The sequence below is a fragment of the Haloarcula sp. H-hyl6 genome, assembly GCF_056934455.1.
The window spans coordinates 46,328-68,302 of record NZ_JBRIIK010000001.1 but is presented as its reverse complement, the minus strand read 5'-3'; the positions used below and the strand labels follow the sequence as shown (position 1 = coordinate 68,302).

Here is a 21,975-nt window from a genome sequence, read left to right as displayed (position 1 = left end):
GCCGACCACCGCCCGCGTGTCGTAAGGTCCACTGTCTACACCTTCTGTCCGTCCGCGCAAAAGTAACCGCGAGGGCTACTGCCGCAGGTCGTAGAGCCGTCGAAACACCGTCGGCGGAAACCGCGGTTCGACTCTGCTGGGGGGTCGCCCCTGCCCGCTCTGTGCTTCGGACTGGACGCGTTCGACGACGCCGGCCTCCGCCATCTCGTAGAGGAAGCGCTTGACAGTCCCCGCCGAGAGGTCGACGGCGGAGGACGCGCCGATTGCCTCCGTCGTCGCCGTGACCGACGACCGCTCTTGGGGCCCGAGGTCGACCAGTTCGCGGAGTACGGCCTGCCGGTTGGCCGGCAGCGCCAACACGACCCCGAGGGAGACGCAGGGGTCGGGCACCTCGTCGAAGGCGGCGTCGACGTCTGTCGCCGTCAACTGCGTCCGGCCGTCCTCGCTCGCGATGTCGGTGGCGATGAACAGGGCCGCCAGCGCGTCGTGGGCGTCCCCGTCGGCCCACTCGGCGATGTCTCGGGCGAGTCCGTGGTCCAGCGCCTGTTGTGCGAGTCCGAGCGAGGCCCGCGTCATCAACACGTCGACCAGCATCTGTCGCTGGTAGTCGGCGACGCGAATCGACTCGGCGGTGTACTCGGTCAGGACAGTCTCAGACGGGTCCAACCGACCGATGGCCATCCAGCTGACGTTGCTCGGAAGCCCCGCGAACAGGTCCACGAGGTCACCTTCGGTGGTGCTTCGCGGTTCGCCGACGTGGTCGACGGTGACGACTACGCCGGTCCGACTGCCGCCCAGCACCTCGTGGAGACGCGACTTGAGCGTGTCCGTCCCGATACCGTGTTCCGGCACCGACTCCTCGACCAGCGCGTCCAACACGGCGTGGTAGAACGCGAACTCGCTGGTGGTCTGGCGCGCGTCGACGTAGACGAACGCCGGCGACGTCGGCGACTGGGCGCGGGTGCTGGTGTGGATGACCGCGCGGTTCTCGGTCGGTAGCTGTTCGAGATGCGTAAAGAGAGCCGTCACGACCGCAGACTTCCCCGCCCCTTTCGGGCCGTGGACGTACGCGTTCGGCGGGAGTTTGCCGTCGAAGACGGGGTCCAGATGGTCGAGCAAGCGCTCCAGTACCGGGCCTCGGTCGGCCGGTTCCTCTATGTGCGTGACCGGCGACAGCGATTCGTAATCCTGAATCAGCCGTGGGTGCCCGTCACGGCGCTGCCGACGTTTGATTCTCGCTTCGATGTCCATGCTTTGAGTGCGAATCTTCGGTGTGTGCGGGTTGTACCGATAGATAAAAAGGTGTGTGAATTAGGGGAGCGGAATCCAGACGGAGGTCGGGAAGACGCCGACCAGCGCGAGGACGGCGATGATGAACGTCGCGACGACGATAGCCGCGGCCGGCGGGTCGAAGTGGGTGTCCGAGTGCGCGTAGAAGATGCGCTGGATGGTTTCACCGGCGAGCGCGCCGACGAGTCCGAACACTGCGCCGGCGATGATTTGGACCGGTTCGCCGCCCAGCGGTGCGACCGCGAGTGCCGCCGTGCTGGCCGGCAGGGTCATGTGGTGGGTGACCGGAATCTTCTCGACGCCGAGGTTCAGGAACGTCAGCAACGCCGCGGAGATACCGAACCCGAGGAACGCGCTCCCGGTGACGATGGCTATCCACCCGCCCAGCAGACCGGCGACGATGCCGATCATGGCGACGTTGGCCCACTTGTACTGGTGGGGGAGCCACGGTTCGACGGCCAGTCGGGTGGCGTTGACCGTGCCGCCGTCGGCGGCGACGCGCTCTTCACCGTTCTCGAAGGGCGTCATGTCGAGGACGCCCCGGTCGCCCGCGCCGATGAGCGGGTAGCCGAAGGCGAGTCGGTGAGCGACGGCCGAGAGGACCACCGCGATGGCGATGGGGTCCCACGGCGCGCCGATGCCCGCAGAGACGCGAGTGATGACGAGGCCGAGGATGCCGAAGACGCCACCGACGGCGAGGATGTCCGGTCGGGTGCCCAGCGCGTACGCGATGTCCTTCGCCGGGTGGTAGTCACCGTCGGACGGTTCCGGCATGCCGTCGTTCTTCGCGGCGTAGGCGGCGGCGGCCGCACCGGCCGCGAAGGAGACGTGCGGGCCGAAGACCGGACCGAAGGCGATAGACCCGGTGATGCCGACACCGATTTCACCGGCCGGGATGTCGGCGACGGCACCGAGTTCGGAGACGAGGATGTTCACTGCCTCTCCAGCGATGACCATGAACCCCGTGAAACAGAACGCGGGGAGCGCGCCGAGCGCGGCACCGAACGCGCCGCCAGCGAAGGCGGCGAGGAGGAGCGCGATGAAGCGCGGCACCTCGACGCCGAACAGCGGAATCTGAAGGAGCAGGTCGCTTACCATCCGTTACTCCTCCTGTGCCCAATCCAGGGAGCGCTCTACGGCGTCGTCCCAGCGGTCGTACATCTTGTCGACTTCCTCGGCGTCCTTCTCGGGGCTGAACTCGCGGTCTATCTGCCAGTTGTCCCGGAGTTCGTCCACAGTGTCCCAGTAGCCGACGGCCAGACCCGCGGCGTACGCGGACCCGAGCGCAGTCGTCTCGTCGACTTCCGGACGGGCGATGTCCGTCTGGATGATGTCGGACTGCAGTTGACAGAGGAAGTTGTTCTTGACCGCACCGCCGTCGACGCGGAGCGACGTCGTCTCGACGCCGGAGTCGGCCTCCATGGCCTCGGCCACGTCGCGCGTCTGGTACGCGATGGATTCGAGGGTGGCACGCACGATGTGTTCTTTCCGGGTCCCACGCGTCATGCCGACGATGGTCCCTCGGGCACGGCCGTCCCAGTGGGGGGCACCGAGGCCCGTGAAGGCCGGCACCATGTAGACGCCGTCGGTCGAGTCGACCGAGCGGGCCAGTTCCGCGGTCTGGGCGGCGTTGTTGATTAGGTCGACGTCTTCGAGCCACTCGATTGCGGCGCCGGTGATGAAGATGGCTCCCTCCAGCGCGTACTGGACGGGTTCGCCGGACATCTGGAAGCCGATGGTCGTCAGCAGACCGTGGTCGGACTTGACGGCCTCCGTCCCGGTGTTCATCAGGTAGAACGAACCGGTGCCGTACGTGTTCTTCGCGTCGCCCTCGTCGAAACAGGTCTGGCCGAACATCGCGGCCTGCTGGTCACCCAGCGCGCCCGCGACGGGAATCTCCTCGCCGAGGAAGCCGTCGGGGTCCGTGGTCCCGTAGTACTCCTCGTCGGAGGAGGGACGGACCTCCGGCACCATCGACTCGGGCACGCCGAACTCCTCCAAGAGGTCGTCGTCCCACTCGAGGTCCCGGATGTTGTACAGCATGGTCCGGGAGGCGTTGGTGACGTCCGTGATGTGGTTGCCCGTCAGGTTGTAGATGAGCCACGTGTCGATGGTCCCCATCAGGAGTTCGCCGGCCTCCGCTCGGTCCTGCAGGTCTTCCCCACGAGAGCTCTGCATCTTGAGCGGTTCGGCGTTCTCGAGAATCCACTCGGTCTTCGTCGCCGAGAAGTACGCGTCACACTCCAGCCCGGTCTTCTCACGAATCTCCTCGACCTTGCCGGCCTCCTGAATCTCCTCGACGCGGTCGGTCGTCCGGCGGTCCTGCCAGACGAGTGCGTTGTGGACCGGCTTACCGGTCTCTTTGTCCCACACGACCGTCGTCTCGCGCTGGTTCGTGATGCCCAGCGCCTCTAGCTGACTGGCGTCGAGGTCGGCCTCGTCGAGGCCGCGGGTGACGACTTCCTGCGTGTTCTCCCAGATTTCGAGGGGGTCGTGTTCCACCCAACCCGGGTTCGGGTAAATCTGTTCGTGCTTCTCGTACGCGTTGGCGACGACCTGTCCGCTGTGGTCGAATACCATGAACCGCGTCCCGGTCGTACCTTGGTCTATCGAACCGACGTATGTGTCTGCCATTGGTGTGTTCTCCGTTCGGACGAGCCTTGTTTATCCAAGACCCGGCCTTACGAGTAAACAATATAGTGAATCATTATAAAGATTACTCACAATAGCCGACCGAGGATAAAAAATACGAAATGATTCTTCTCTCACTTCGAGGCGTACGTTCGGAGACGTTTCTCCACCTGTTCGTTGATACGCGCTAGTTCGCCGTCCACGGCTTCGACACTCGTCACGTGGTCGATGCCATCCTCGATGACCGTCCGAACCGTGTCGAACGGCCCGATTTGGGCCCCGCGGGTCGCCGTCGTATCCGTGGTACCGACGAGTTGGTCGAAGGCAGTAGCGTAGTGGGGGTTCTCGTCGAACCACCCTTCAGACCGGAGTTGCGGAATCGCGGCCTCGTGGACCGGGAAGTAGCCCGTCTCACGGTGCCAGCGTTTCTGTTGCTCGGGTTCGGTCAGCCACGTGAGGAATCGGGTCACGGCCGCCCGCGTCTCCCGCGGCAGGTCGTCGCTGACCCACAGCGACGCGCCGCCGACGAGGACACCCGTTCGGTCGTCTAACACCGGGAGCATCCCGGTTCCCACCTCGAAATCCGCGCCGGATTCGATGGCCCGGAGCGAGGACGTCGACCCGACGAGCATCGCCGCCGTCCCGTCGTGAAACTCGTTTCGCGCCCTGCCGCGCGCCTCGATGCCCGGGTCGAGATAGAGGCCGTCTGCCTCCATGCCGACCCACCACTCCAGTAGCGACCGCCCGAACGCACCGTCTAGGTTCGCAGTTCTCGGGACGCCCGCGCGACCGTTCTCGTTGCCCACCAGCAGTTCGTCGGCCTCGGCGAACCACTGCTCGACGAACCACGAGTAGTTCGCGAAGGTGATGCCGTAGTCGGTGACGCCCCGAGAGACGAGCCGGTCGGCCGCGGTGCGCACCTCGTCGAGCGTCTGCGGGGGCGAGTCGGGGTCCAGTCCCGCCGTTCGGAACGCCTCGCGGTTGTACGCGAGCACGGGATTGGAAGCGTTGAACGGGAGCGACTGCAACTTCCCGTCCATGCGATAGTAGTTAGTCAACGGGTCGAGCAGTGAGTCGAGGTGGTCCGCCGGGAGCAACTCCTCGACGGGGCTGAAGTACCCGCTCTCGCGTGCGCGCGTACAGCCTATCTCGAACACCTGTGCGACGGCGGGACCGTTGCCGGCGGCCGCCGCGTCGAGCGTCGCGTCCAGCGTCCCCCGATAGCTCCCCTTCGAGGTCAGCGAGATGCTGATGTCCTCGCTCTCGGCCTCGAACTCGCGCGCGAGGGACTCCAGCAACAGCGCCTTCTCGCCGCCCATCGCGTGCCAGAACTCCACGACCGTCTGGTCGGCGCTGGCGGCCGTCGCCGCCCCCGCGAGTTCGAAGCGGTCGAGGGTCTGCTCGAGGGAGTCCGCTCGTTCCGTGAGCGTGGACACCCGCGTCGAGACTTCCGCCAGTTCCGTCGTCTGGTCCTGTGCGGCGTCGGCCGCGGTGTCGGCCTCGCCGGCCGTCCGGTCGCTTATCTCCCCAACCTCGTCTATCATCGAGACGACCTCCTGCGTGGACTGTGCCTGTGTATCTGTGGCGCTGTCTATCTCCTGCACGCTCGCGTCCACGTCCGAGACCCGTTCGACGACGGCGTCGAGTTCGCCGAGCGCCCTCTCGACGGCTTCGTGCGTGCTCTCGACGGTCCTCTGGGTGTGGTGCATCTCCTCGACCGTGGCCTCGGCGTGGTCGTGGACGCGGTCGATAGAGGACTCGATTTCGTCGGTGGCACGTTTCGTCTCGCTGGCGAGGTTCTTCACCTCGTTCGCGACCACGGTGAAGCCGTCGCCCTCCGCGCCCGCACGCGCGGCCTCGATGTTCGCGTTCAGCGCGAGGATGTTCGTCTGGTCCGCCACGTCCGTAATGAACTCGACGACGTCCTCGATTTCGGTCGTGAGGTAGTTCAACCGCTCGACCTTCTCGGCAGTCTCGGCAGCGTGGGACGTGAGTTGGTCGAGTTCCGTCATCGCCTCGCTCGCGGCCGTCTGTGCGGTCGCGCCGCGGTTACTGGCCGCCTCGGACGTGTCGGCCACCTCGTTGGCGGAGGCCGCTATCTCCTCGATTGTGGCCGAGAGGCTGCGCATCTCGTCGGAGATGGCCTGAATCCGCTCGTTCTGGGTCCGCGACCCGGTCGAAATCTCGCTGACGGCGTCGCTGACCGCTCGGCTCGACCCCTTCACGCTGTCGAGTCGGTCGTCGACGCGTTCGGTCGCCGAGGAGACCTGTTCGCTGAAGGCGGTCATCCGCTCGACCGTCTCGCGCCACTCCGAGAGCAGGTCGTCGTAGGCGTCGTACAGTACGACGGCGCGTTCGCTCGGGGGCGACCCCGGCGTCACCGTCAGGTCCCCGTCCGCGTTTGCGCTGGCGACGTCCGCTAACTGTTCGACGGCGGCCTCTAACTCCTCTCGTCGGGCCCGCTCGGCCGCGAGTTCGTCTTCGAGACGCGCTATCTCCGCGGACGCGTCCGAACGGTGTTCGTCGACGTCCGGAGGAGGAGAATCGGAGGTGGTCCCGCCGTCGGAGACGGGGTCGTCCGCCGTCTCACCGTTCGTTCGACGCTCGTCGTCCGGTTCGTGTGTACCCGCCTGCGTCGCTCTCTGCGTGTCGTCTGCATCGTCGGTAAACGGGTTCCACCCACTCATGGCCGCCACCGCCTCTTTCGCACAGTCTCTCCCATGGTCACTCGTACCCCAGCTATCGTACATGAACATATATAGTAGTTACTAGTGCTATGGGTGCCGTCAGTAATCAATGATTCAGCCCTCCCCCGATATAGATACTGTCGATAGAACCGCTTATTCGTCCCAATCCCGCCGGATCGTGCGAGTGGGGCGGCTACCCTCACCGGGCGTTGCTTGCCAGTACCATGTGTGAGAATCTCGTGGTGGTAGCGCCAGACAATCATGATTACCAATAAAATTTACTGGCGAACCCCGGTTCAACGGTAAAATAAAGTGGGTGCGCTCCAAAGCGCAGGTATAACAGATGGCATCGACACCACACATCGCCGTCATCGGTGGCGGTTCGACCGGCGTGGGCATCGCCCGTGACCTCGCGATGCGGGGACTCGACGTGACACTCGTCGAGCAGGGGAACCTCACTCACGGGACGACGGGCCGGATGCACGGCTTGCTCCACAGCGGCGGTCGGTACGCTGTCTCGGACCAGGCCAGCGCCACGGAGTGTATCGAAGAGAACCGGGTCCTGCGGGACATCGCCAGCCACTGCGTCGAGATGACCGGCGGGATGTTCGTCAAACGACCGGAGGACTCAGAGGAGTACTTCCAAGAGAAGCTAGAGGGATGTAAGGAGTGTGGCATCCCCGCAGAGGTCGTCTCCGGCGAGGAGGCCCGGCAGATGGAGCCACACCTCGCGAAGGACGTCGACAAGGCGATTACGGTGCCCGACGGCGCAATCGACCCCTTCCGTCTCGTCGTCGCCAACGCCGCCAGCGCGCAGGAACACGGCGCGCGCATCGAGACGCACTCGAAGGTGACCGACCTCCTCGTCGAGGACGGCGAAGTCGTCGGCCTCGAAGTCGAACACGACTCCGGGCCGGGCAAGCGCGTCCACGGGACCGAGGGCGGCACCGAGGAGATTCGCGCCGACTACGTCGTCAACGCCACGGGCGCGTGGGCCGGCCGCATCGGCGACATGGCCGGCCTCGACATCGCCGTCCGCCCCTCGAAGGGCGTCATGACCATCATGAACGTCCGGCAGGTCGACACGGTCATCAACCGCTGTCGGCCGAAGGGCGACGCGGACATCGTCGTCCCCCACGAGACGACGGCCATCCTCGGAACGACGGACGAGGAAGTCGAGGACCCGGAGGACTACCCCGAAGAACAGTGGGAGGTCGACCTGATGATAGAGACCCTGTCGGAACTGATTCCGATGTTGCAGGAGGCCCGCACCATCCGCTCGTTCTGGGGAGTCCGACCGCTGTACGAACCGCCCGACGTCGGGAGCGAGGACCCGACGGACATCACGCGGGACTTCTTCCTGCTGGACCACGACGAGCGAGACGACCTGCCGGGCATGACCAGCATCGTCGGCGGGAAGTTCACCACCTACCGGATGATGGGCGAGCAGATTTCCGACCACGTCTGCGGGAAGTTCGGCATCGACGCGGAGTGCCGGACCGCAGACGTCCCCCTCCCCGGGAGCGAGGACTTCTCGGTCCTGCGGGACTACATGGACGAGTTCGGCCTCCGGTCGCCAATCGGTCGCCGGAGCGTCGAGCGCCTCGGGTCCCGCGCGGACGAGGTACTCAAGACCGACGGGCCGAATCCGACGGTCTGCGAGTGCGAGGGCGTCACCCGCGCCGAGATTCAGGACGCCATCTCCCAGTCGGGGTCGGACCTCAACGCCGTCCGCATCCGCACCCGCGCCTCGATGGGCAACTGTCAGGGCGGCATCTGTACGCACCGGATGGCCAGCGAACTCCACGGCGAGTACGACGAGGGCGTCGTCCGCGACGCGTGGGACGAACTCTTGCAGGAACGATGGAAGGGGCAGCGCCACGCCCTCTGGGGGGAGCAACTCTCGCAGGCGGCGCTGAACTACGCGCTCCACGCGACGACGCAGAACCGCGACCACGACCCGGCCGGCGGCGACCCGGTCGACTTCGCGGCGTTCGACACCGGAATCGACCGCACCGGTGACTCGGGGACGGCCGACGTCGCCGCCGACGGGGGGACGCCGGATGGCAATTGAGTCCGAAATCCTCGTCGTCGGTGGCGGCCTCGCGGGCCTCTCGAGCGCCCTCGCGGCCGCCCGCGATGGCGCCGACGTCCGCCTCGTCTCCTACAAGCAGAGCACGCTCCGGCAGGCCTCGGGGCTGGTCGACTTGCTCGGATACACGCCAGACGGCGAGGGACCCCTGACCGACCCCTACGCCGCGATGGCGGACCTGCCCGCCTCCCACCCGTACCAGACCGTCGGCGTCGAGACGGTCAGGGAGGCGATGGCGATGTTCGACGAGGTCAGCGGTTACGAGGGTGGCCACACCGACACCAACGCCCTCCTGCCCACCCACGGCGGCACGGTCAAGCCGACGGCCCGCTACCCTCGCGGGGCGGCGGCCGGCCTCGCCAGCGACGACCGGGACACCCTGCTGGTCGGCATCGAGTCGATGACCGACTTCGACGCGCCCCACGTCGCCGACCATCTCAAAGCGGCCGGCGTCCCCTTCGGCGTGCGAGGCGAGACCATCCGGTTCCCCGGTGACCTGCGCGCCGACGCGAAGGTCACCCGGTACGCGAAACTGCTGGACGCGAACGGCGACGTCGCGGTCCGCGGGCGGAACGTCCCGGCACGCGAAGCCCTCGCCCAGCGAGTCAACCCGCTCGTCGAGGACGAGGAACGCGTCGGCTTCCCGGCCATACTCGGGGACGACGACCCCGCCGGCGTCCGGGCCGCACTCGGCGAGAAGATGGGCGTCGACGTGTTCGAGGTCCCGATGGGGCCGCCGTCGCTCCCGGGCCTCCGACTCGAAGACAGACTGTTCGAGGCCTTAGACGAGGCCGGCGCGAGTTTCGAGACGGGCAACCCCATCGTCGACTACGAGGGCGACGGCGGCGTAGAGCGCGTCTTCATGGAGAAGAACGGCGCTCGCATCCCGCTCTCGGCCGACCAGTACGTCCTCGCGACCGGCGGTCTCGTCGGGAAGGGCATCGAGTCCGACCGCGAGGGCGCGACCGAACCCGTGTTCGACTGTCACGTTCCCCACAGCGACGACCGGTACGACTGGTTCGACACGGACGTCTTCGGCGACCACCCCTTCGCCGGGTTCGGCATCGAGACGGACGACGACCTGCGACCGCTGACCGCGGACGGGAACGTGGAGTTCGACAACCTACGGGCCGCCGGGAGTGTCCTCGGTGGCTACGACTTCGCCGCGGAGAAGTCCGGCAGCGGCGTCTCGATTGCGACAGGCTACGCGGCGGGCACGAGCGCCGCAGCGGAGGTACGATGAGCGACGCACAATCCCCAGACTTCGACCCAGTTGAACCGAACACGGGCGAGGACTTCGAACCGGTCGAAGTGTTCCCCGACAGCGACGACTTCGACCTGCGACCGGGCGCGGACTCCTGCTACAAGTGCTCGGTCTGTGACACGAACTGTCCGGTCGCGGAAGTCGACGACGACTTCCCCGGGCCGAAGTTCCAGGGGCCGGAGCAGTGGCGCCTGAAACAGACCGACGACGACTACGAGATAGACGACTCCGTGATGTCGTGTTCGAACTGCATGCGGTGTGACTCGGCGTGTCCGTCGGGCGTGCCGCTCAGCCAGATGCACAACACGGCCCGCGGGGAGTACGTCAGCGAGCAGATGGACAAACTCTCCGTGGAGTACGTCCGCAACCGCATCCTCTCGAACTACCGCACGTCGGCGTGGCTGGCGAGCAAGGTCCCGCGGCTGGCGAACTTCGCGATGAACTTCGGGCCGGCCCGCTGGGTGATGGAGAAGACGATGGGCGTCACCAGCGAGCGCGACTTCCCCGAGTTCGCCCGGCAGACCTTCCGCGAGTGGTGGGCCGACCGGGGCGGCGCCGACGCGTCCCGTCGCAACGCTCGTGAGAGCCGTGAACGGCGCGGCGAACCCGTCGACGCCGACAAGAAGGTCGCGTACTTCCACGGCTGTTACTCCAACTACAACACGCCGGAGGTGGCCAAGGCGATGGTCCACGTCTACGAGCACTTCGGCTACGAAATCGTCGCCCCCGAACAGAAGTGCTCGGGGACGCCGATGTTCGCCAACGGGATGTTAGACGACGCCCGCCGGCACGCGGAGGTCAACGTCTCCTCGATGTCCGACCTCGTCGAACAGGGGTACGACGCCATCGCCTCGTGTACCTCCTGTTCGATGGCGCTCCGACAGGAGTACCCCGAACTGTTCGACATCGACGGCATCGAGGAGGTGGCCGCGAACACCTTCGAGGCCATCGAGTACCTGCGCATCCACGAGGACCTCAAAGGCGAAATCGAATCGGCCGACGTCTCCGGGGAACTGGCCGAGGAGTTCGCCTACCACGCGCCGTGTCACGCCCGGAATCAGGGGCTGGAACGGCAGGCCGTCGAACTGTTCCGCGACTTAGACGGCGTCGGCGTCGAGGACGTCGGGGACTCCTGTTCCGGTATCTCGGGCACCTACGGCTGGAAGGAAGAGAAGTACGAGAAGTCCATGGAAATCGGCGAGGAGATGTTCGAACACATGGAACACGCCGAGGGCCAGACGGGGATGACCGAGTGTCCCACCTGTGCGATGCAGATGGAACACGGCACCGGCTACGAGATTCGTCACCCCCTCGAACTCGTCGAGGCCGCAGTAGTGGAGTAACGGCGCGGTACCACACACGGCGGGCCCACTCGATGGTCCCCCGTCGCCGCCGGTCCCAGCGTACTTTTCGGGCAGATTGGACTATTCACAGAACGTGCCGGGCCGACGAGACGCCGGCCGGAGAGAACCGAGAGAGACCGCTCCGTTACTCGCCGCGGACGAAGGTGACCGGGCACGGCGCGTTGAGCATGACTTCCTGTGCCGTAGAGCCGAAGACGGCCTTGCCGGTCGGCGAGCGCTTGCGGCCGCCGACGACGACGAGGTCGGCAGCCGTCGCTTCAGCGAGGTCCACGATTTGCTCGCCGTGGTTGCCGACGGCACCGCGGACGCTGTACTCGAGGCCCGCCTCGTCGAGTCGTTTCTCGAGTTCTCGAACGGTGGTGTGGCGGTCGGCCACCTCGTCGGGGTCGGCCTCGGCCGCGGACGCGAACTCCAGTCGGTCTACGACGTTCTCGTACTCGTCCTCGGTGAACACGTGTGCGATGACGACTTCGGCGCCGGCGGGTCCGGCGATGTCGGTCACGGTCTCTGCGAGTTCGTCGATGCGGTCTTTGTCGTTCGGGCCCACTGCGAGGAGAATCTTCTCAAGTGCCATAGCGGGTGTCCACAGGGCACGACAGTAAATGCTTCGGTAGATACAACTGCTGTTGTTACTGAGTGATACCCCCGAACGGGCTCTCTCTGGGCCGCTATCCGGTGTTCTTCATCCCCGCCGCGATACCTTGCACCGTCAGTCGGAGCGTCCGCTTCTCCGTCTCGGTGAGGTGTGACTGGGCGAGTAGGCGGACCTGCAGGAGGTTCAGCGGGTCCACGTAGGGGTTGCGGCGTTCGAGGTTCTGTTCCAACCAGTCACGGGCGAGGAGACCGTCGCGGCCCGTGATGTCGAGGACGAGGTCGACCGTCTCCTCGTACTCGGACTTGATGCGCGGGAAGATGCGCTCTCGCAGGTCGTCGTCGGCGAGGTCGGCGTACTGCTCGGCGATGTCCATCTCCGTCCGGGCGAGCGCGAGCGACGCGTTGTCTATCTTCGTGCGGAAGAACGGCCACTCCTCGTACATCTCTTGGAGCGTCTCGACGTCGCCGCCGTCCTCCAAGTACGCGTTCAGCCCCGTCGCGATGGAGTACCAACCGGGGATGATACAGCGGGCCTGCGTCCACGAGAACACCCACGGGATGGCCCGCAGGTCGTCGACGCTACGGTCCTCGCTCCGGGAGGCGGGTCGAGAGCCCATGTTGAGGTTCTCGATGACCGTGATGGGCGTCGCTTGCTCGAAGAAGTCCACGAAGCCGTCCGTCTCCAACAGGTCCTGGTACTCCTCACGGGCGGCGGGAGCGGCCGTCTCCATGGCGTCGCGCCACTCGTCGGGAATCTCCTCGACGGGTTCGTGCATGGCGTTGTGCCGGGCGCGGACCTGCGCGTTGAGCATCTGCTCTAAGTTGCGCTCGGCGATGTCGTGGTTGGCGTACTTCTCGGCGATGGCCTCGCCCTGCTCGGTGAACTTGATTTGGCCGGTCACCGTCTCGTTGGGCAGGGCGAGCATCGCGTCGTTCATCGGGCCGCCGCCACGCGAGATGGACCCGCCGCGGCCGTGGAACAGGCGCATCTCCACGTCGTAATCGTCGGTGATGTTCGCCAGTCGCTTCTGGTTGTTGTACAGCGACCAGTTGGCGGCGAGGAACCCGTTCTCCTTGTTGGAGTCGGAGTAGCCGAGCATGATTTCCTGCACGCCGTTGCGGGCCTCGAGCGCCATCTGGTAGGCCTCGTTCTCGAACAGCGTCCCCATGATGCGGCGGGCGCCGGAGAGGGCGTACTCCGACTCCAGCAGCGGGACGATGTCCAGTCCGCAGTACCCGGGCAGGTCGACGATGCCCACCTGGTCGGCGAGGAACAGCACTTCGAGCACGTGGCTGGACTCCTCGCACCAGCTAATCGCGTAGGTGTCGATGGCGTCGACGCCGAACTCGTTCTGCCAGTCTGCCGTCTCGCGGAACCGGCGGAGGACGCGGGTCGAGTCGTCCGAGAGACCCTCGGTGTCCTCCATGTCGACGACGGTGCCGTCCTGCAGGATGGCCTCGGTGAGGAACTCGACGCGTTCGTCCTCGTCCATCCCGGCGTAGTCGATGCCCTGCCGGTCGACGGCCTCCGCGATGGCGTCGGTGTGCATCTTCCGGTGGTCGCGCAGGTCGAGGCTGGCCAGCGAGAAGCCGAAGGTGTCGACCTTCCGAATCAGCGGGTCGACGTGGGACTCCGCGATGACCTCGGCGTCGTTGTCACGGAGGCTGTCGGCGATGGTCCGCAGGTCCTTCAGCAGTTCCTCGGGACCTTCGTAGCCGCCCTGTCGAACGTCGCTGACGCGCAGGACCGACTCGCGCATCAGTTTGAGCTTCTGGCGGTAGGGTTCGTCGGGGTAGCGCTCCTCGGCCTCGGACGCGACGCCGGGAAGGCGGTCCTTGTGGTCGCTCAGGCGCTCGTCGAAGGCGTCGTCGGTCGAGATGTTCGAGGCGTCCTGACTCAGCACGCCGGAGAGGGATTTCAGACGGTCGCGGTAGAGCGGCAGAATCGTGTCGCGCTGTCGTTCCAGCGTCTCCTCGGTGACCTCCGGCGTGACGAAGGGGTTGCCGTCTCGGTCAGACCCGGCCCACGAGCGGAACTCGTACAGGCGCGGGACGTCGACGTCGCCCTCGTACTCCTCGTCGATGGCGCGTTCGAGTTCGTCGTACACCTCGTCGATGACGTCGAAGAGGACGTTTTCGAGGTACCACTGGACGTTGAGGGCTTCGTCGGTGACTTCGGGGCGTCGGTCGCGAACCTGCGGCGTCTGCCAGAGACTGGTGACCTCTGCGGAGAGGTCCCGTTCGACCCGGGTCTCCTCCCGGTCGGTCAGTCGGACCTCGTCCAGCGTTTCGAGGTCCTGTGCGACCGAGCGAAGCTTCGCCTTCACCGTCTTCCGCCGGGCCTCGGTCGGGTGGGCCGTGAACGTCGGTTGGATGAGGACGTCGTCGAGAACGTCCTCGACCTCGTCGGCGTCCGCATCGCGGTCCGAGAGTTTCCTGACGGCATCGACCACGCTGTCTTCGAGGACGCCCTCCTGACTCCCCTCGCGAATCTCGCGGACTCGCTGGCGCTCCTCCGCGAGGTTGATGAGTTCGAAGTAGGTCGTGAACGCGCGGGCGACGATGTCCTGCATCTCCGGGTTCAGACGGTCGAGCGTCTGGCCGACCTCGTCTCGGGTGTCGGCGTCGCCGCGGCGGTACTCGATAGACGACGTCCGGATGCGCTCGACTATTTCGAACGCCTCGGTCGACGACTGTGCCTCCAGGACGTCCCCGAGGAGTTCGCCCAACTCCCGGACGTCCTGATTAATCTCTCTGGCGTGCAAAGTCATACCAGTCCCTCCCGAGTGGAGGCCTAAAACACTATTGAAACGGGGTGGCACACGGCTCCCGTCGTCCGTGTTCGTTCGTGACAGAACCGGGACAGAGGGCGTCTCTCGATGACGATTACAGCGGGGTACGTGGCGGCGTATCGAACAGCGTGTCGCCACTCGACCCGGCCTCTCGGCCACGGAAAGTTCACACGAGGGAAGAATCATTTATAATTATGGAGGTGAGGATGTAACGTAGCGGAGCTATCTCATGATTGACATCGCCATGGACATGGAGCAGTACGACTGTCCGTTCATCGACACGACGGCAGACCATGGTGTGGCCTTCGCGGCGGTCCACTGGGACTTCGACAGCGCCCAGCGCGAACTGGAGACGCGGATGGTCGTCGAGGCGGACGACCGTGACGTACTGGACACCGGACTCGCGACGCTACGGGACCACGCCAACATGAACGACGTATCGCTGCTCCGCCGGCAAGGGGAGGTGGCACACATACGGACGGTCATCGAGGAGACGGCGGCGATGCAGACGATTCGGAACAACGGTGGGTACATCACCGGGCCGTTCCACATCGAGGCCGGGAGCGAGGTGTGGCACGTCGGCTTCGATAGAGGCAGAGACGCCGACGACACCCTCTCGGAACTGGACCGCGACAACGAGTTCGACGTCATCGAACGCTCCGTCGAGACGCTCCCTCGACTGCAGGACGTCGTCCGCAACGCCGGGGCCGCGATGACGCTGGTGGAGGGGTGCCGTGACCTCTCCGACACCGAGCGCGAGACGCTGGAACGGGCCGTCTCCTCGGGGTACTTCGAGAGCCCCCGTGACACCACGCTGGGGTCGCTCGCCGACGAGTTCGGCGTCTCGAAGCCGGCGGTCTCGAAGAACCTCAGGCGCGGCGAGCGCAAGATGATAGAGCGAGCGGTCGAGGCGCTGGACGACATCGACTCTTGAGCGGTCGCGTCGCCGTTAACATGTTAACGTCGGCCACTATGGTCATCGTTCGTGTAGGTATCCCCGTATGCGAGACCACGTATCACGACGACGCGTACTCGGGTCGCTCGGGGTCGGCATCGCCGCCCTCAGCGGGTGCGTAAACGAAGACGGGAGCGACGGTGGAGACGGTGGCGATGGCGGAGACGGTGGTTCGAACATGACAGACGACGGCACTTCCACTGGCGACGGGTCGGACAGCACGCAATCGGTCACCATCGGGATGCTTCAACCGCTGTCCGGGGACCTGTCCTACTACGGTCAGCAGTCGCTCTGGGGGTTCCTCTCCGGCCTCGCGTACAAGGCCGGCGAGGACCCGCCCGCGGACCCGAGCACCGGCGAACTATCGATGACCGTCGGTGACGTGGAGTACACGCTGTACGTCCGGGACTCCGAGTTCGCGGCCGACACCGCTCAGACGGCGGCCACGAACCTCGTCGAGAATCAGGAGGTGGACATGCTGGCTGGGTGTACCTCGTCCGGGGCCGCCGGCCGGGTGGTCAGCAACGTCGTCAGTCAGGTCAACGTCCCGATAATGATAGGGCCCGCGGCGTCGGCGGGCATCACGTCCAACAGCGAGACGTGCAGCGACCTCGTGTTCCGCGCCAGCGAGAACACCGCGATGGACGCTCGCTCGGGCGGGAAGTACGTCGCCACCGAGACGGACGTCTCGAAGGTGTATCTCTTCGGCGCGGACTACTCCTTCGGCCGGGCCGTCGTGAACAACTATCAGGCAGTCCTCGAAGCCGAGGGCGTCGAGATAGTCGGCAAGCGGTTCGTCGAGAGCGGCTACGCCGAGTGGGAGGGACTGCTGGACAACGCCGAGGAGGCCGGCGCGGAGGGCGTCGTCGGCGGGTTCACCGTCGCCACGCTCCCGAGCATGTTCAACGCCTTCCTCTCGGGGGAGTACTCCTACCGCGTCTTCGGCGGGTTCGCCACGCGCATCACCAACAGCGTCGTCGGCGGGACGATGCAGAACGTGCTGGGCGAACCGCTGACGCAGGAGAAGATTCAGAACTCCCAACTCGGGCCGTTCACCACCCGGTATCACTGGAACCAGTACGACAACGACATCAACGCGTCGTTCGTCGACAGTTACACCAGCGCCTACGGCGTCGTCCCGGACCTGTTCACTGCGGGGATGTTCACCGGCGCGTCGGCCATCCATCAGGCTATCACCGAGGGCGGGTCGACCGCCGGCGCGGACATCGCCGGTGCCCTGAAGGGCATGACCGTCACGGACACGCCCAAGGGGGAGGGCGCGTACACCTTCCAAGGGTACAACAATCAGGCCCGGTCCGCGATGACCGTCGCCAACCCCATCCCGACCACCGATGAGTGGGCGGACCAGTGGGGTGCGGCAATCATGCCGGGAGAACCGCTCGCGCGCATCGACGCGGGCGAGACGACGATTCCCGCAGACAGCGACCAGATGGGTTGCTCGCTGTAACATGCTCCGGACGCGGGGGCTGACCAAATCGTTCGGCGGCCTCGTCGCCGTCGACGACGTGGACTTCGAACTCGGGTCGGAACTGTGCTCGCTCATCGGGCCGAACGGCGCCGGCAAGACGACGTTCTTCAACCTCCTGACGGGGGTGCTCGAACCCACCGAGGGGACCGTCGAACTCAGGCAAGGCGACGCGTGGGAGGACATCACCGACGCCTCGCCCCACGAGACGGCCCAGCGGGGCATTCACCGCTCGTATCAGGTGACGAACGTCTTCCCGAACAGCACGGTGCTGGAGAACGTCCGCATCGCGGAGCAGGCCGCCGGCGACGACTCGACGGCGCTCTGGCGAAACGTCGACCACTTCGAGGCGTACACGGAACGCGCCTACGCGAAACTCGACCGGGTGGGACTGTCCCACCGGGCCGACGAAGCGGCCAGCACGCTGAGTCACGGTGCCAAGCGGAAACTGGAGGTGGCCGTCGCCCTCGCCGGCGACCCGGCCGTCCTCCTGCTGGACGAACCGAACGCCGGCGTCTCCTCGGAGAGCGTCGACGAGGTGCGGACCCTCATCGAGGACGTCGCCACCGACCACGCCGTCCTGCTGGTCGAACACAACATGGACATCGTGATGGACGTCTCCGAACGCGTCGTCGTCCTCCATCAGGGGGCCGTCATCGCCGACGGACCGCCCGAGGACGTGCGGACGAACCCGGACGTGCAGTCGGCGTATCTCGGCGGCTACGAACCGGGGACCCTCGACGACGCCGCAGAGAGCGATGAGTCAGAGGGGGGTCTCGCGTGAGCCTCCTCGAACTCGACGGCGTCCACGCCTACTACGGGGACAGCCACATCCTCGAAGGGGTCGACCTGTCCGTCGAAGACGGGGAAGTCGTCGCCCTCGTCGGTCGCAACGGCGTCGGCAAGACGACGACGATCCGGTCTATTCTCCAGTTGACGCCGCCGAGAGAGGGCGAGATACGGTTCCGCGACGAGTCCCTCGTCGGCCTCGAGACCCACGAGGTGGCCCAGCGCGGCGTCGGGTGGATTCCGGAGGACCGTCGAATCTTCTCGCAGTTGACCGTCGAGGAGAACCTCCGGGCGGCCATCCCGGACGCGGACGCCGTCGACGACGGTCTGTCGCTGGCGTTCGACGCGTTCCCCATCCTCGATGAGCGGCGGCGACAGGAGGCCGGGACCCTCTCCGGCGGGCAACAGCAGATGCTCGCCATCGCTCGGGGCCTCGTGGGCGAGAACGACCTCTTGCTCGTCGACGAACCGAGCGAGGGCCTCGCGCCACAAATCGTCGCCGACGTCGCCGAAGCCCTGTCCGACGCGAGCGAGGACGCGACGATGCTCCTCGTCGAGCAGAACCTCCCGCTGGCGCTGGACATCGCCGACCGGTTCTACATCGTGGACAACGGCCGCGTCGTGGACGACGGCGACGCCGACGCGGCGAGCGCCGACGACGAGCGGTTCAGGAGGTATCTCTCGGCATGATTCTGGAGACGCTCGCGGACTTCCTCACCGTCTCCGAACTCGGGAGCGTCGTCGTGCAGGGACTGGCAAAGTCAGCCCTGTACGTGATGATTGCGAGCGGTCTGACGCTCATCTTCGGGTTGATGGGAGTGCTGAACTTCGCCCACGGGTCGCTGACGATGGTCGGGGCGTACCTCGGCGGCCTCGTCATGGTGCTGACCGTCGGCCAGTCCACGGGACTGGTCGGCCGCCTCGGCCTGTTCTTCGTCGCCATCGTCGTCGTCTTCGGCGCGTTGGCGCTGGTCGGCGGCGCAATCGAGACGACGCTCATCCGGCCGCTGTACGACCGGCCGCCCATCTACCAGATTCTGCTCACGTTCGGGCTCACCCTCGTCGTCGACGAGGTGGTACGCATCGTCCTCGGCCTGTACGGGATGCAACCGCTCTCGGACTGGAACGCGGCGCTCGCGACCAAGCCGCAGGTGCTCCGCGAACCGGCCGCCCTCGGCCCCATCGACGTTCGGTGGCTCTCCGTCTTCGAAATCGCGCTGGGCGTCCTGACAGTCGCCGTCATCTGGGCGTTCCTGACCCGGACTCGCTACGGCCTCTACATCCGGGCCGGGAGCGAGGACGCGGAGATGGCGTCGGCGCTGGGCATCGACGTGCGACAGGTGTTCACCGTCGTCTTCGCGCTGGGAATCGGCCTCGCCGGCGCGGCGGGGACCCTCCTGATGTGGGACGTGGCGTGGGGCGCGAGCGTCCCGCTGGCCGCGGAGACGCTCCTCCCGGCGTTCATCGTCGTCATCGTCGGCGGTCTCGGCACGTTCCGGGGCACCGTCGTCGCCTCCCTCGTCGTCGGGATGACGGACTCGACGATGACGTGGTGGTTCCAGAACTACATCACGTTCACCGGTCTGCCCGAACTGATGTTGTTCCTCGTGTTGGTCGTCACCCTAATCGTGCGGCCACAGGGGTTGTTCGGCGTCGAGGAGGTGGGCGGCCATTAGCACCGACACCGACACCCAGTCCGCCGCCGCGACTGGGCTCGACTGGCCGACGGCGTACCTGCGCGCGCACCTGCCTCACGTCGCGATAGTGTCCCTGCTGGCGCTGTACCCCTCCATCTATCACCTGCTGGCGGAGTCGCTCTCCCTCTACGAGGCCGAGATTCTACTTCCGGGCGTGGAGACGATGACGGCCGTGCTGTACTTCGGCGTGTTCGCCATGTCCTTCGACTTCGTCAGCGGCTACACCGGCTACCTCTCGTTCGGCCACGCGGCGTTCTACGGCACCGGCGCGTACACGGTCATCCTCGTGGCGAACGGGGCCGTGCCGCTGTTGGGGCCGGGGACGCCGTTCGTCGTCTCGCTGTTGGTCGCCGGTCTGCTCGCCGTCCTCTTGGCACTGGTCGTCGGCCTCGTCTCCTTCCGCCTCTCCGGCGTCTACTTCGCGATGATTACGCTTGGCTTCGCGCAGGTGCTGTACGTGTTCGTCCGCGGGTGGGACTACGTGGCGAGGAACCCGCGGGACGGTCCCTCGGTCGGGTCAACCCACCCCGAGGGGTTCCAAATCGGCGTCCCCGGCGTCGACCAGTTGAACGTCGCCATCGGTATCCTGACCGGCGACGAGGTGACGCTGCTGGGCCACACACTGGGGGGCACCGCCGTCTCGTACTACGCCGTCGGGGCGGTGGTCCTCCTGTGTTACTTCGCCATGCAGCGCATCATCCACTCCCCGTTCGGTCGCGTGATGATTGCCATCCGCGAGAACGAGGAGCGGGCCGTGGCCATCGGCTACGACACGTACCGGTACAAACTGGCGGCCTTCGCCATCAGCGGCTTCTTCGCCGCCGTCGCCGGCGGCCTGTTCGCCGGATTCCGTCGCTCTGCGAGCCCCGAGAACTCCTTCTACTTCCTGACCACCGGTGACGCCTTGCTGGCGAGCATCATCGGCGGGTTCGGGACGCTGGCCGGCCCCCTGTTCGGTCGCCTGTTCGACGAGACGGTCCGGGAGTTCCTCTCGAAGTCTGGACAGGGCGGCGGTCTCCTCCCCTACCTCCGGGCCGGTCTCGGCGAGGAGACGCTGTCGACGCCCGTCGTCGGCGACACGAGTCTCGGTGTGCTAATCGACACGCTCCTCAACGGCCACGCGAGCCTCTACGTCGGCATCGTCTTCGTCCTGTTCGTCCTCTACGTCCCCGACGGGTTGCTCGGCACCGTCCGACAGCGCGTCGGCGGCACCCTCGCGGAGGTGTCGACCGCCCGGTTCGGTGACGGGGCGGCCGAAGGGGCTACGACCGAGGACGCGACTGGAGGTGACGACCAGTGACCGTCCACGTCACCGGCCTCGGGACGTACCTCCCGGACGTCGTCCTCACAGGTGCGGACATAGCCTCCCGGAGCGCCATCCCGGAGGACGTCCTCGTCGAGAAGATGGGCGTCACGCAGAAACACGTCTGTCCCCCTGACGAAGACCACCCGGCGGAGATGTGCGTCGCCGCCGCCGAAGACGCTCTCGCTGACGCGGCCCTCCGACCCGACGAACTCGACGCCGTGCGCTACCACGGGAGCGAGTTCAAGGACTACGTCGTCTGGAACGCCGCCGCGGCCGTCGCCGACAGCCTCGGGGCGGACGGCGCGTCGGCGACCGAGAGTTACGCGCTGTGTGCCGGCCTGCCCGTCGCGGTTCGGGAGGCCAAGGCGCTCATCGAGGCCGACCCCGGCCTCGACCGGATTCTCCTCGTAGCGGCCAGCCGCGAGGAGGACCTCGTGGACTACACGGACCCCGACACCTCGTTCATGTTCAACTTCGGGAGCGGCGCGACGGCGCTGGTCCTCGAAGCGGATGCACCCGACCGCGCGCTCGCCCGGGTCCGCGAGAGCGCTTCGCTGACGGACGGGAGTTTCAGCGAGGACGTGATTATGCCGGCCGGCGGGACCCGTCGGCCGCCGAGCGAAGCCTCCGTCGCGGACGGCGACCACACCCTCCGGGTCCCCGACCACGAGCGGATGAAGCGCCGTCTCGCCGCGGTCAGTCTGCCGAACTTCAGACAGGTGGCGGACGAGGCCCTCGACCGGTCGGGATACGACCGCGAGGCCATCGACTTCGCGGCCATCACCCACATGAAGCGGTCGTTCCACGAGACGCTGTGTGCGGATTTCGGACTCGGTCCGGACGAGCACCTGTATCTGGAGGAGTACGGCCACGTCCAGAGCTGTGACCAAGGGCTGGCGCTGGACGCGGTCCGCGAGGACCTGACCGACGGCGACGTGGTCCTCTGTCTCGCCGCCGGCACCGGCTACACGTGGGCGGCCTCGGTGCTGGAGTGGCGTGACTGACGACGTTCACATGGTAACGTCCCC

16 protein-coding genes are annotated in these 21,975 nt (G+C 66.4%); 10 read left to right on the top strand and 6 right to left on the bottom strand.

From position 1 onward, the window contains the following. Positions 1-75 precede the first annotated feature (75 nt). The 4 genes from Hhyl6_RS00275 to Hhyl6_RS00260 form a co-directional block, all read right to left on the bottom strand. Positions 76-1,251 carry a Cdc6/Cdc18 family protein gene (locus tag Hhyl6_RS00275; RefSeq protein WP_483737214.1) on the bottom strand — a complete coding sequence of 392 codons (1,176 nt, stop codon included), beginning with the start codon at positions 1,249-1,251 and terminating at the stop codon, positions 76-78. Between the two features lie 60 nt (positions 1,252-1,311). Beyond that, positions 1,312-2,388 carry a DUF7973 family transport facilitator gene (locus Hhyl6_RS00270; RefSeq protein WP_483737213.1) on the bottom strand — a complete coding sequence of 359 codons (1,077 nt, stop codon included), beginning with the start codon at positions 2,386-2,388 and terminating at the stop codon, positions 1,312-1,314. 3 nt (positions 2,389-2,391) lie between these two features. Continuing rightward, complete coding sequence (gene glpK / locus Hhyl6_RS00265) at positions 2,392-3,924, bottom strand: glycerol kinase GlpK (RefSeq protein WP_483737212.1); 1,533 nt, start codon at positions 3,922-3,924, stop codon at positions 2,392-2,394. Positions 3,925-4,055: 131 nt separating this feature from the next. Next, positions 4,056-6,608, bottom strand: a complete 2,553-nt coding sequence (locus Hhyl6_RS00260; RefSeq protein ID WP_483737211.1) for an extracellular solute-binding protein — start codon at positions 6,606-6,608, stop codon at positions 4,056-4,058. A gap of 343 nt (positions 6,609-6,951) precedes the next feature. Between Hhyl6_RS00260 and glpA the strand changes: the two genes are divergently transcribed. Genes glpA through Hhyl6_RS00245 form a run of 3 tightly spaced genes read left to right on the top strand, consistent with a single transcriptional unit; the run spans position 6,952 to position 11,307 of the window. Beyond that, positions 6,952-8,682 carry an anaerobic glycerol-3-phosphate dehydrogenase subunit GlpA gene (gene glpA / locus Hhyl6_RS00255; protein WP_483737210.1) on the top strand — a complete coding sequence of 577 codons (1,731 nt, stop codon included), beginning with the start codon at positions 6,952-6,954 and terminating at the stop codon, positions 8,680-8,682. Next, the gene (glpB, locus tag Hhyl6_RS00250; protein ID WP_483737209.1) at positions 8,672-9,943 is read left to right on the top strand and encodes a glycerol-3-phosphate dehydrogenase subunit GlpB; all 1,272 of its coding nucleotides are present in this window, start codon (positions 8,672-8,674) and stop codon (positions 9,941-9,943) included. The genes glpA and glpB overlap by 11 nt, the downstream gene beginning before the upstream one ends. Beyond that, on the top strand, positions 9,940-11,307 hold the full coding sequence (locus tag Hhyl6_RS00245) for an anaerobic glycerol-3-phosphate dehydrogenase subunit C (protein ID WP_483737208.1): 1,368 nt from the start codon (positions 9,940-9,942) through the stop codon (positions 11,305-11,307). Before glpB ends, Hhyl6_RS00245 begins: the two co-directional genes overlap by 4 nt. Before the next feature lie 145 nt (positions 11,308-11,452). On the opposite strand, the gene Hhyl6_RS00240 is transcribed toward Hhyl6_RS00245, so the two are convergent. Both Hhyl6_RS00240 and ppc read right to left on the bottom strand, forming a co-directional pair. After that, positions 11,453-11,902, bottom strand: coding sequence for a universal stress protein (locus Hhyl6_RS00240; protein ID WP_483737207.1), 450 nt, complete (start codon positions 11,900-11,902; stop codon positions 11,453-11,455). Positions 11,903-11,996: 94 nt separating this feature from the next. After that, positions 11,997-14,693 carry a phosphoenolpyruvate carboxylase gene (gene ppc, locus Hhyl6_RS00235; RefSeq protein ID WP_483737206.1) on the bottom strand — a complete coding sequence of 899 codons (2,697 nt, stop codon included), beginning with the start codon at positions 14,691-14,693 and terminating at the stop codon, positions 11,997-11,999. Positions 14,694-14,943: 250 nt separating this feature from the next. Here ppc and Hhyl6_RS00230 point away from each other — a divergent pair, with 250 nt between their 5' ends. The 7 genes from Hhyl6_RS00230 to Hhyl6_RS00200 all read left to right on the top strand — a co-directional run bounded on the left by Hhyl6_RS00230 (position 14,944) and on the right by Hhyl6_RS00200 (position 21,951). After that, positions 14,944-15,648: a helix-turn-helix domain-containing protein gene (locus Hhyl6_RS00230; protein WP_483737205.1), complete on the top strand. Its 705-nt coding sequence runs from the start codon at positions 14,944-14,946 to the stop codon at positions 15,646-15,648. Positions 15,649-15,715: 67 nt separating this feature from the next. Continuing rightward, positions 15,716-17,137, top strand: coding sequence for an ABC transporter substrate-binding protein (locus Hhyl6_RS00225; protein ID WP_483737204.1), 1,422 nt, complete (start codon positions 15,716-15,718; stop codon positions 17,135-17,137). A gap of 1 nt (position 17,138) precedes the next feature. After that, entirely contained in the window at positions 17,139-17,939 is an 801-nt protein-coding gene (locus tag Hhyl6_RS00220) for an ABC transporter ATP-binding protein (RefSeq protein ID WP_483737203.1), read from the top strand. Continuing rightward, entirely contained in the window at positions 17,936-18,634 is a 699-nt protein-coding gene (locus tag Hhyl6_RS00215; protein WP_483737202.1) for an ABC transporter ATP-binding protein, read from the top strand. The genes Hhyl6_RS00220 and Hhyl6_RS00215 overlap by 4 nt, the downstream gene beginning before the upstream one ends. Then, complete coding sequence (locus Hhyl6_RS00210; RefSeq protein ID WP_483737201.1) at positions 18,631-19,620, top strand: branched-chain amino acid ABC transporter permease; 990 nt, start codon at positions 18,631-18,633, stop codon at positions 19,618-19,620. Before Hhyl6_RS00215 ends, Hhyl6_RS00210 begins: the two co-directional genes overlap by 4 nt. Positions 19,621-19,804: 184 nt before the next feature. Next, positions 19,805-20,941, top strand: a complete 1,137-nt coding sequence (locus tag Hhyl6_RS00205; protein WP_483739651.1) for a branched-chain amino acid ABC transporter permease — start codon at positions 19,805-19,807, stop codon at positions 20,939-20,941. After that, the gene (locus Hhyl6_RS00200; protein WP_483737200.1) at positions 20,938-21,951 is read left to right on the top strand and encodes a 3-oxoacyl-ACP synthase; all 1,014 of its coding nucleotides are present in this window, start codon (positions 20,938-20,940) and stop codon (positions 21,949-21,951) included. Before Hhyl6_RS00205 ends, Hhyl6_RS00200 begins: the two co-directional genes overlap by 4 nt. The last annotated feature ends 24 nt before the right edge of the window (positions 21,952-21,975 follow it).

Bases quoted from the DNA above. Each gene is read 5' to 3' on its own strand.
- Hhyl6_RS00275 (WP_483737214.1), bottom strand. From the start codon at position 1,251: ATGGACATCGAAGCGAGAATCAAACGTCGGCAGCGCCGTGACGGGCAC.
- Hhyl6_RS00270 (WP_483737213.1), bottom strand. From the start codon at position 2,388: ATGGTAAGCGACCTGCTCCTTCAGATTCCGCTGTTCGGCGTCGAGGTG.
- glpK (WP_483737212.1), bottom strand. From the start codon at position 3,924: ATGGCAGACACATACGTCGGTTCGATAGACCAAGGTACGACCGGGACG.
- Hhyl6_RS00260 (WP_483737211.1), bottom strand. From the start codon at position 6,608: ATGAGTGGGTGGAACCCGTTTACCGACGATGCAGACGACACGCAGAGA.
- glpA (WP_483737210.1), top strand. From the start codon at position 6,952: ATGGCATCGACACCACACATCGCCGTCATCGGTGGCGGTTCGACCGGC.
- glpB (WP_483737209.1), top strand. From the start codon at position 8,672: ATGGCAATTGAGTCCGAAATCCTCGTCGTCGGTGGCGGCCTCGCGGGC.
- Hhyl6_RS00245 (WP_483737208.1), top strand. From the start codon at position 9,940: ATGAGCGACGCACAATCCCCAGACTTCGACCCAGTTGAACCGAACACG.
- Hhyl6_RS00240 (WP_483737207.1), bottom strand. From the start codon at position 11,902: ATGGCACTTGAGAAGATTCTCCTCGCAGTGGGCCCGAACGACAAAGAC.
- ppc (WP_483737206.1), bottom strand. From the start codon at position 14,693: ATGACTTTGCACGCCAGAGAGATTAATCAGGACGTCCGGGAGTTGGGC.
- Hhyl6_RS00230 (WP_483737205.1), top strand. From the start codon at position 14,944: ATGATTGACATCGCCATGGACATGGAGCAGTACGACTGTCCGTTCATC.
- Hhyl6_RS00225 (WP_483737204.1), top strand. From the start codon at position 15,716: ATGCGAGACCACGTATCACGACGACGCGTACTCGGGTCGCTCGGGGTC.
- Hhyl6_RS00220 (WP_483737203.1), top strand. From the start codon at position 17,139: ATGCTCCGGACGCGGGGGCTGACCAAATCGTTCGGCGGCCTCGTCGCC.
- Hhyl6_RS00210 (WP_483737201.1), top strand. From the start codon at position 18,631: ATGATTCTGGAGACGCTCGCGGACTTCCTCACCGTCTCCGAACTCGGG.
- Hhyl6_RS00205 (WP_483739651.1), top strand. From the start codon at position 19,805: ATGACGGCCGTGCTGTACTTCGGCGTGTTCGCCATGTCCTTCGACTTC.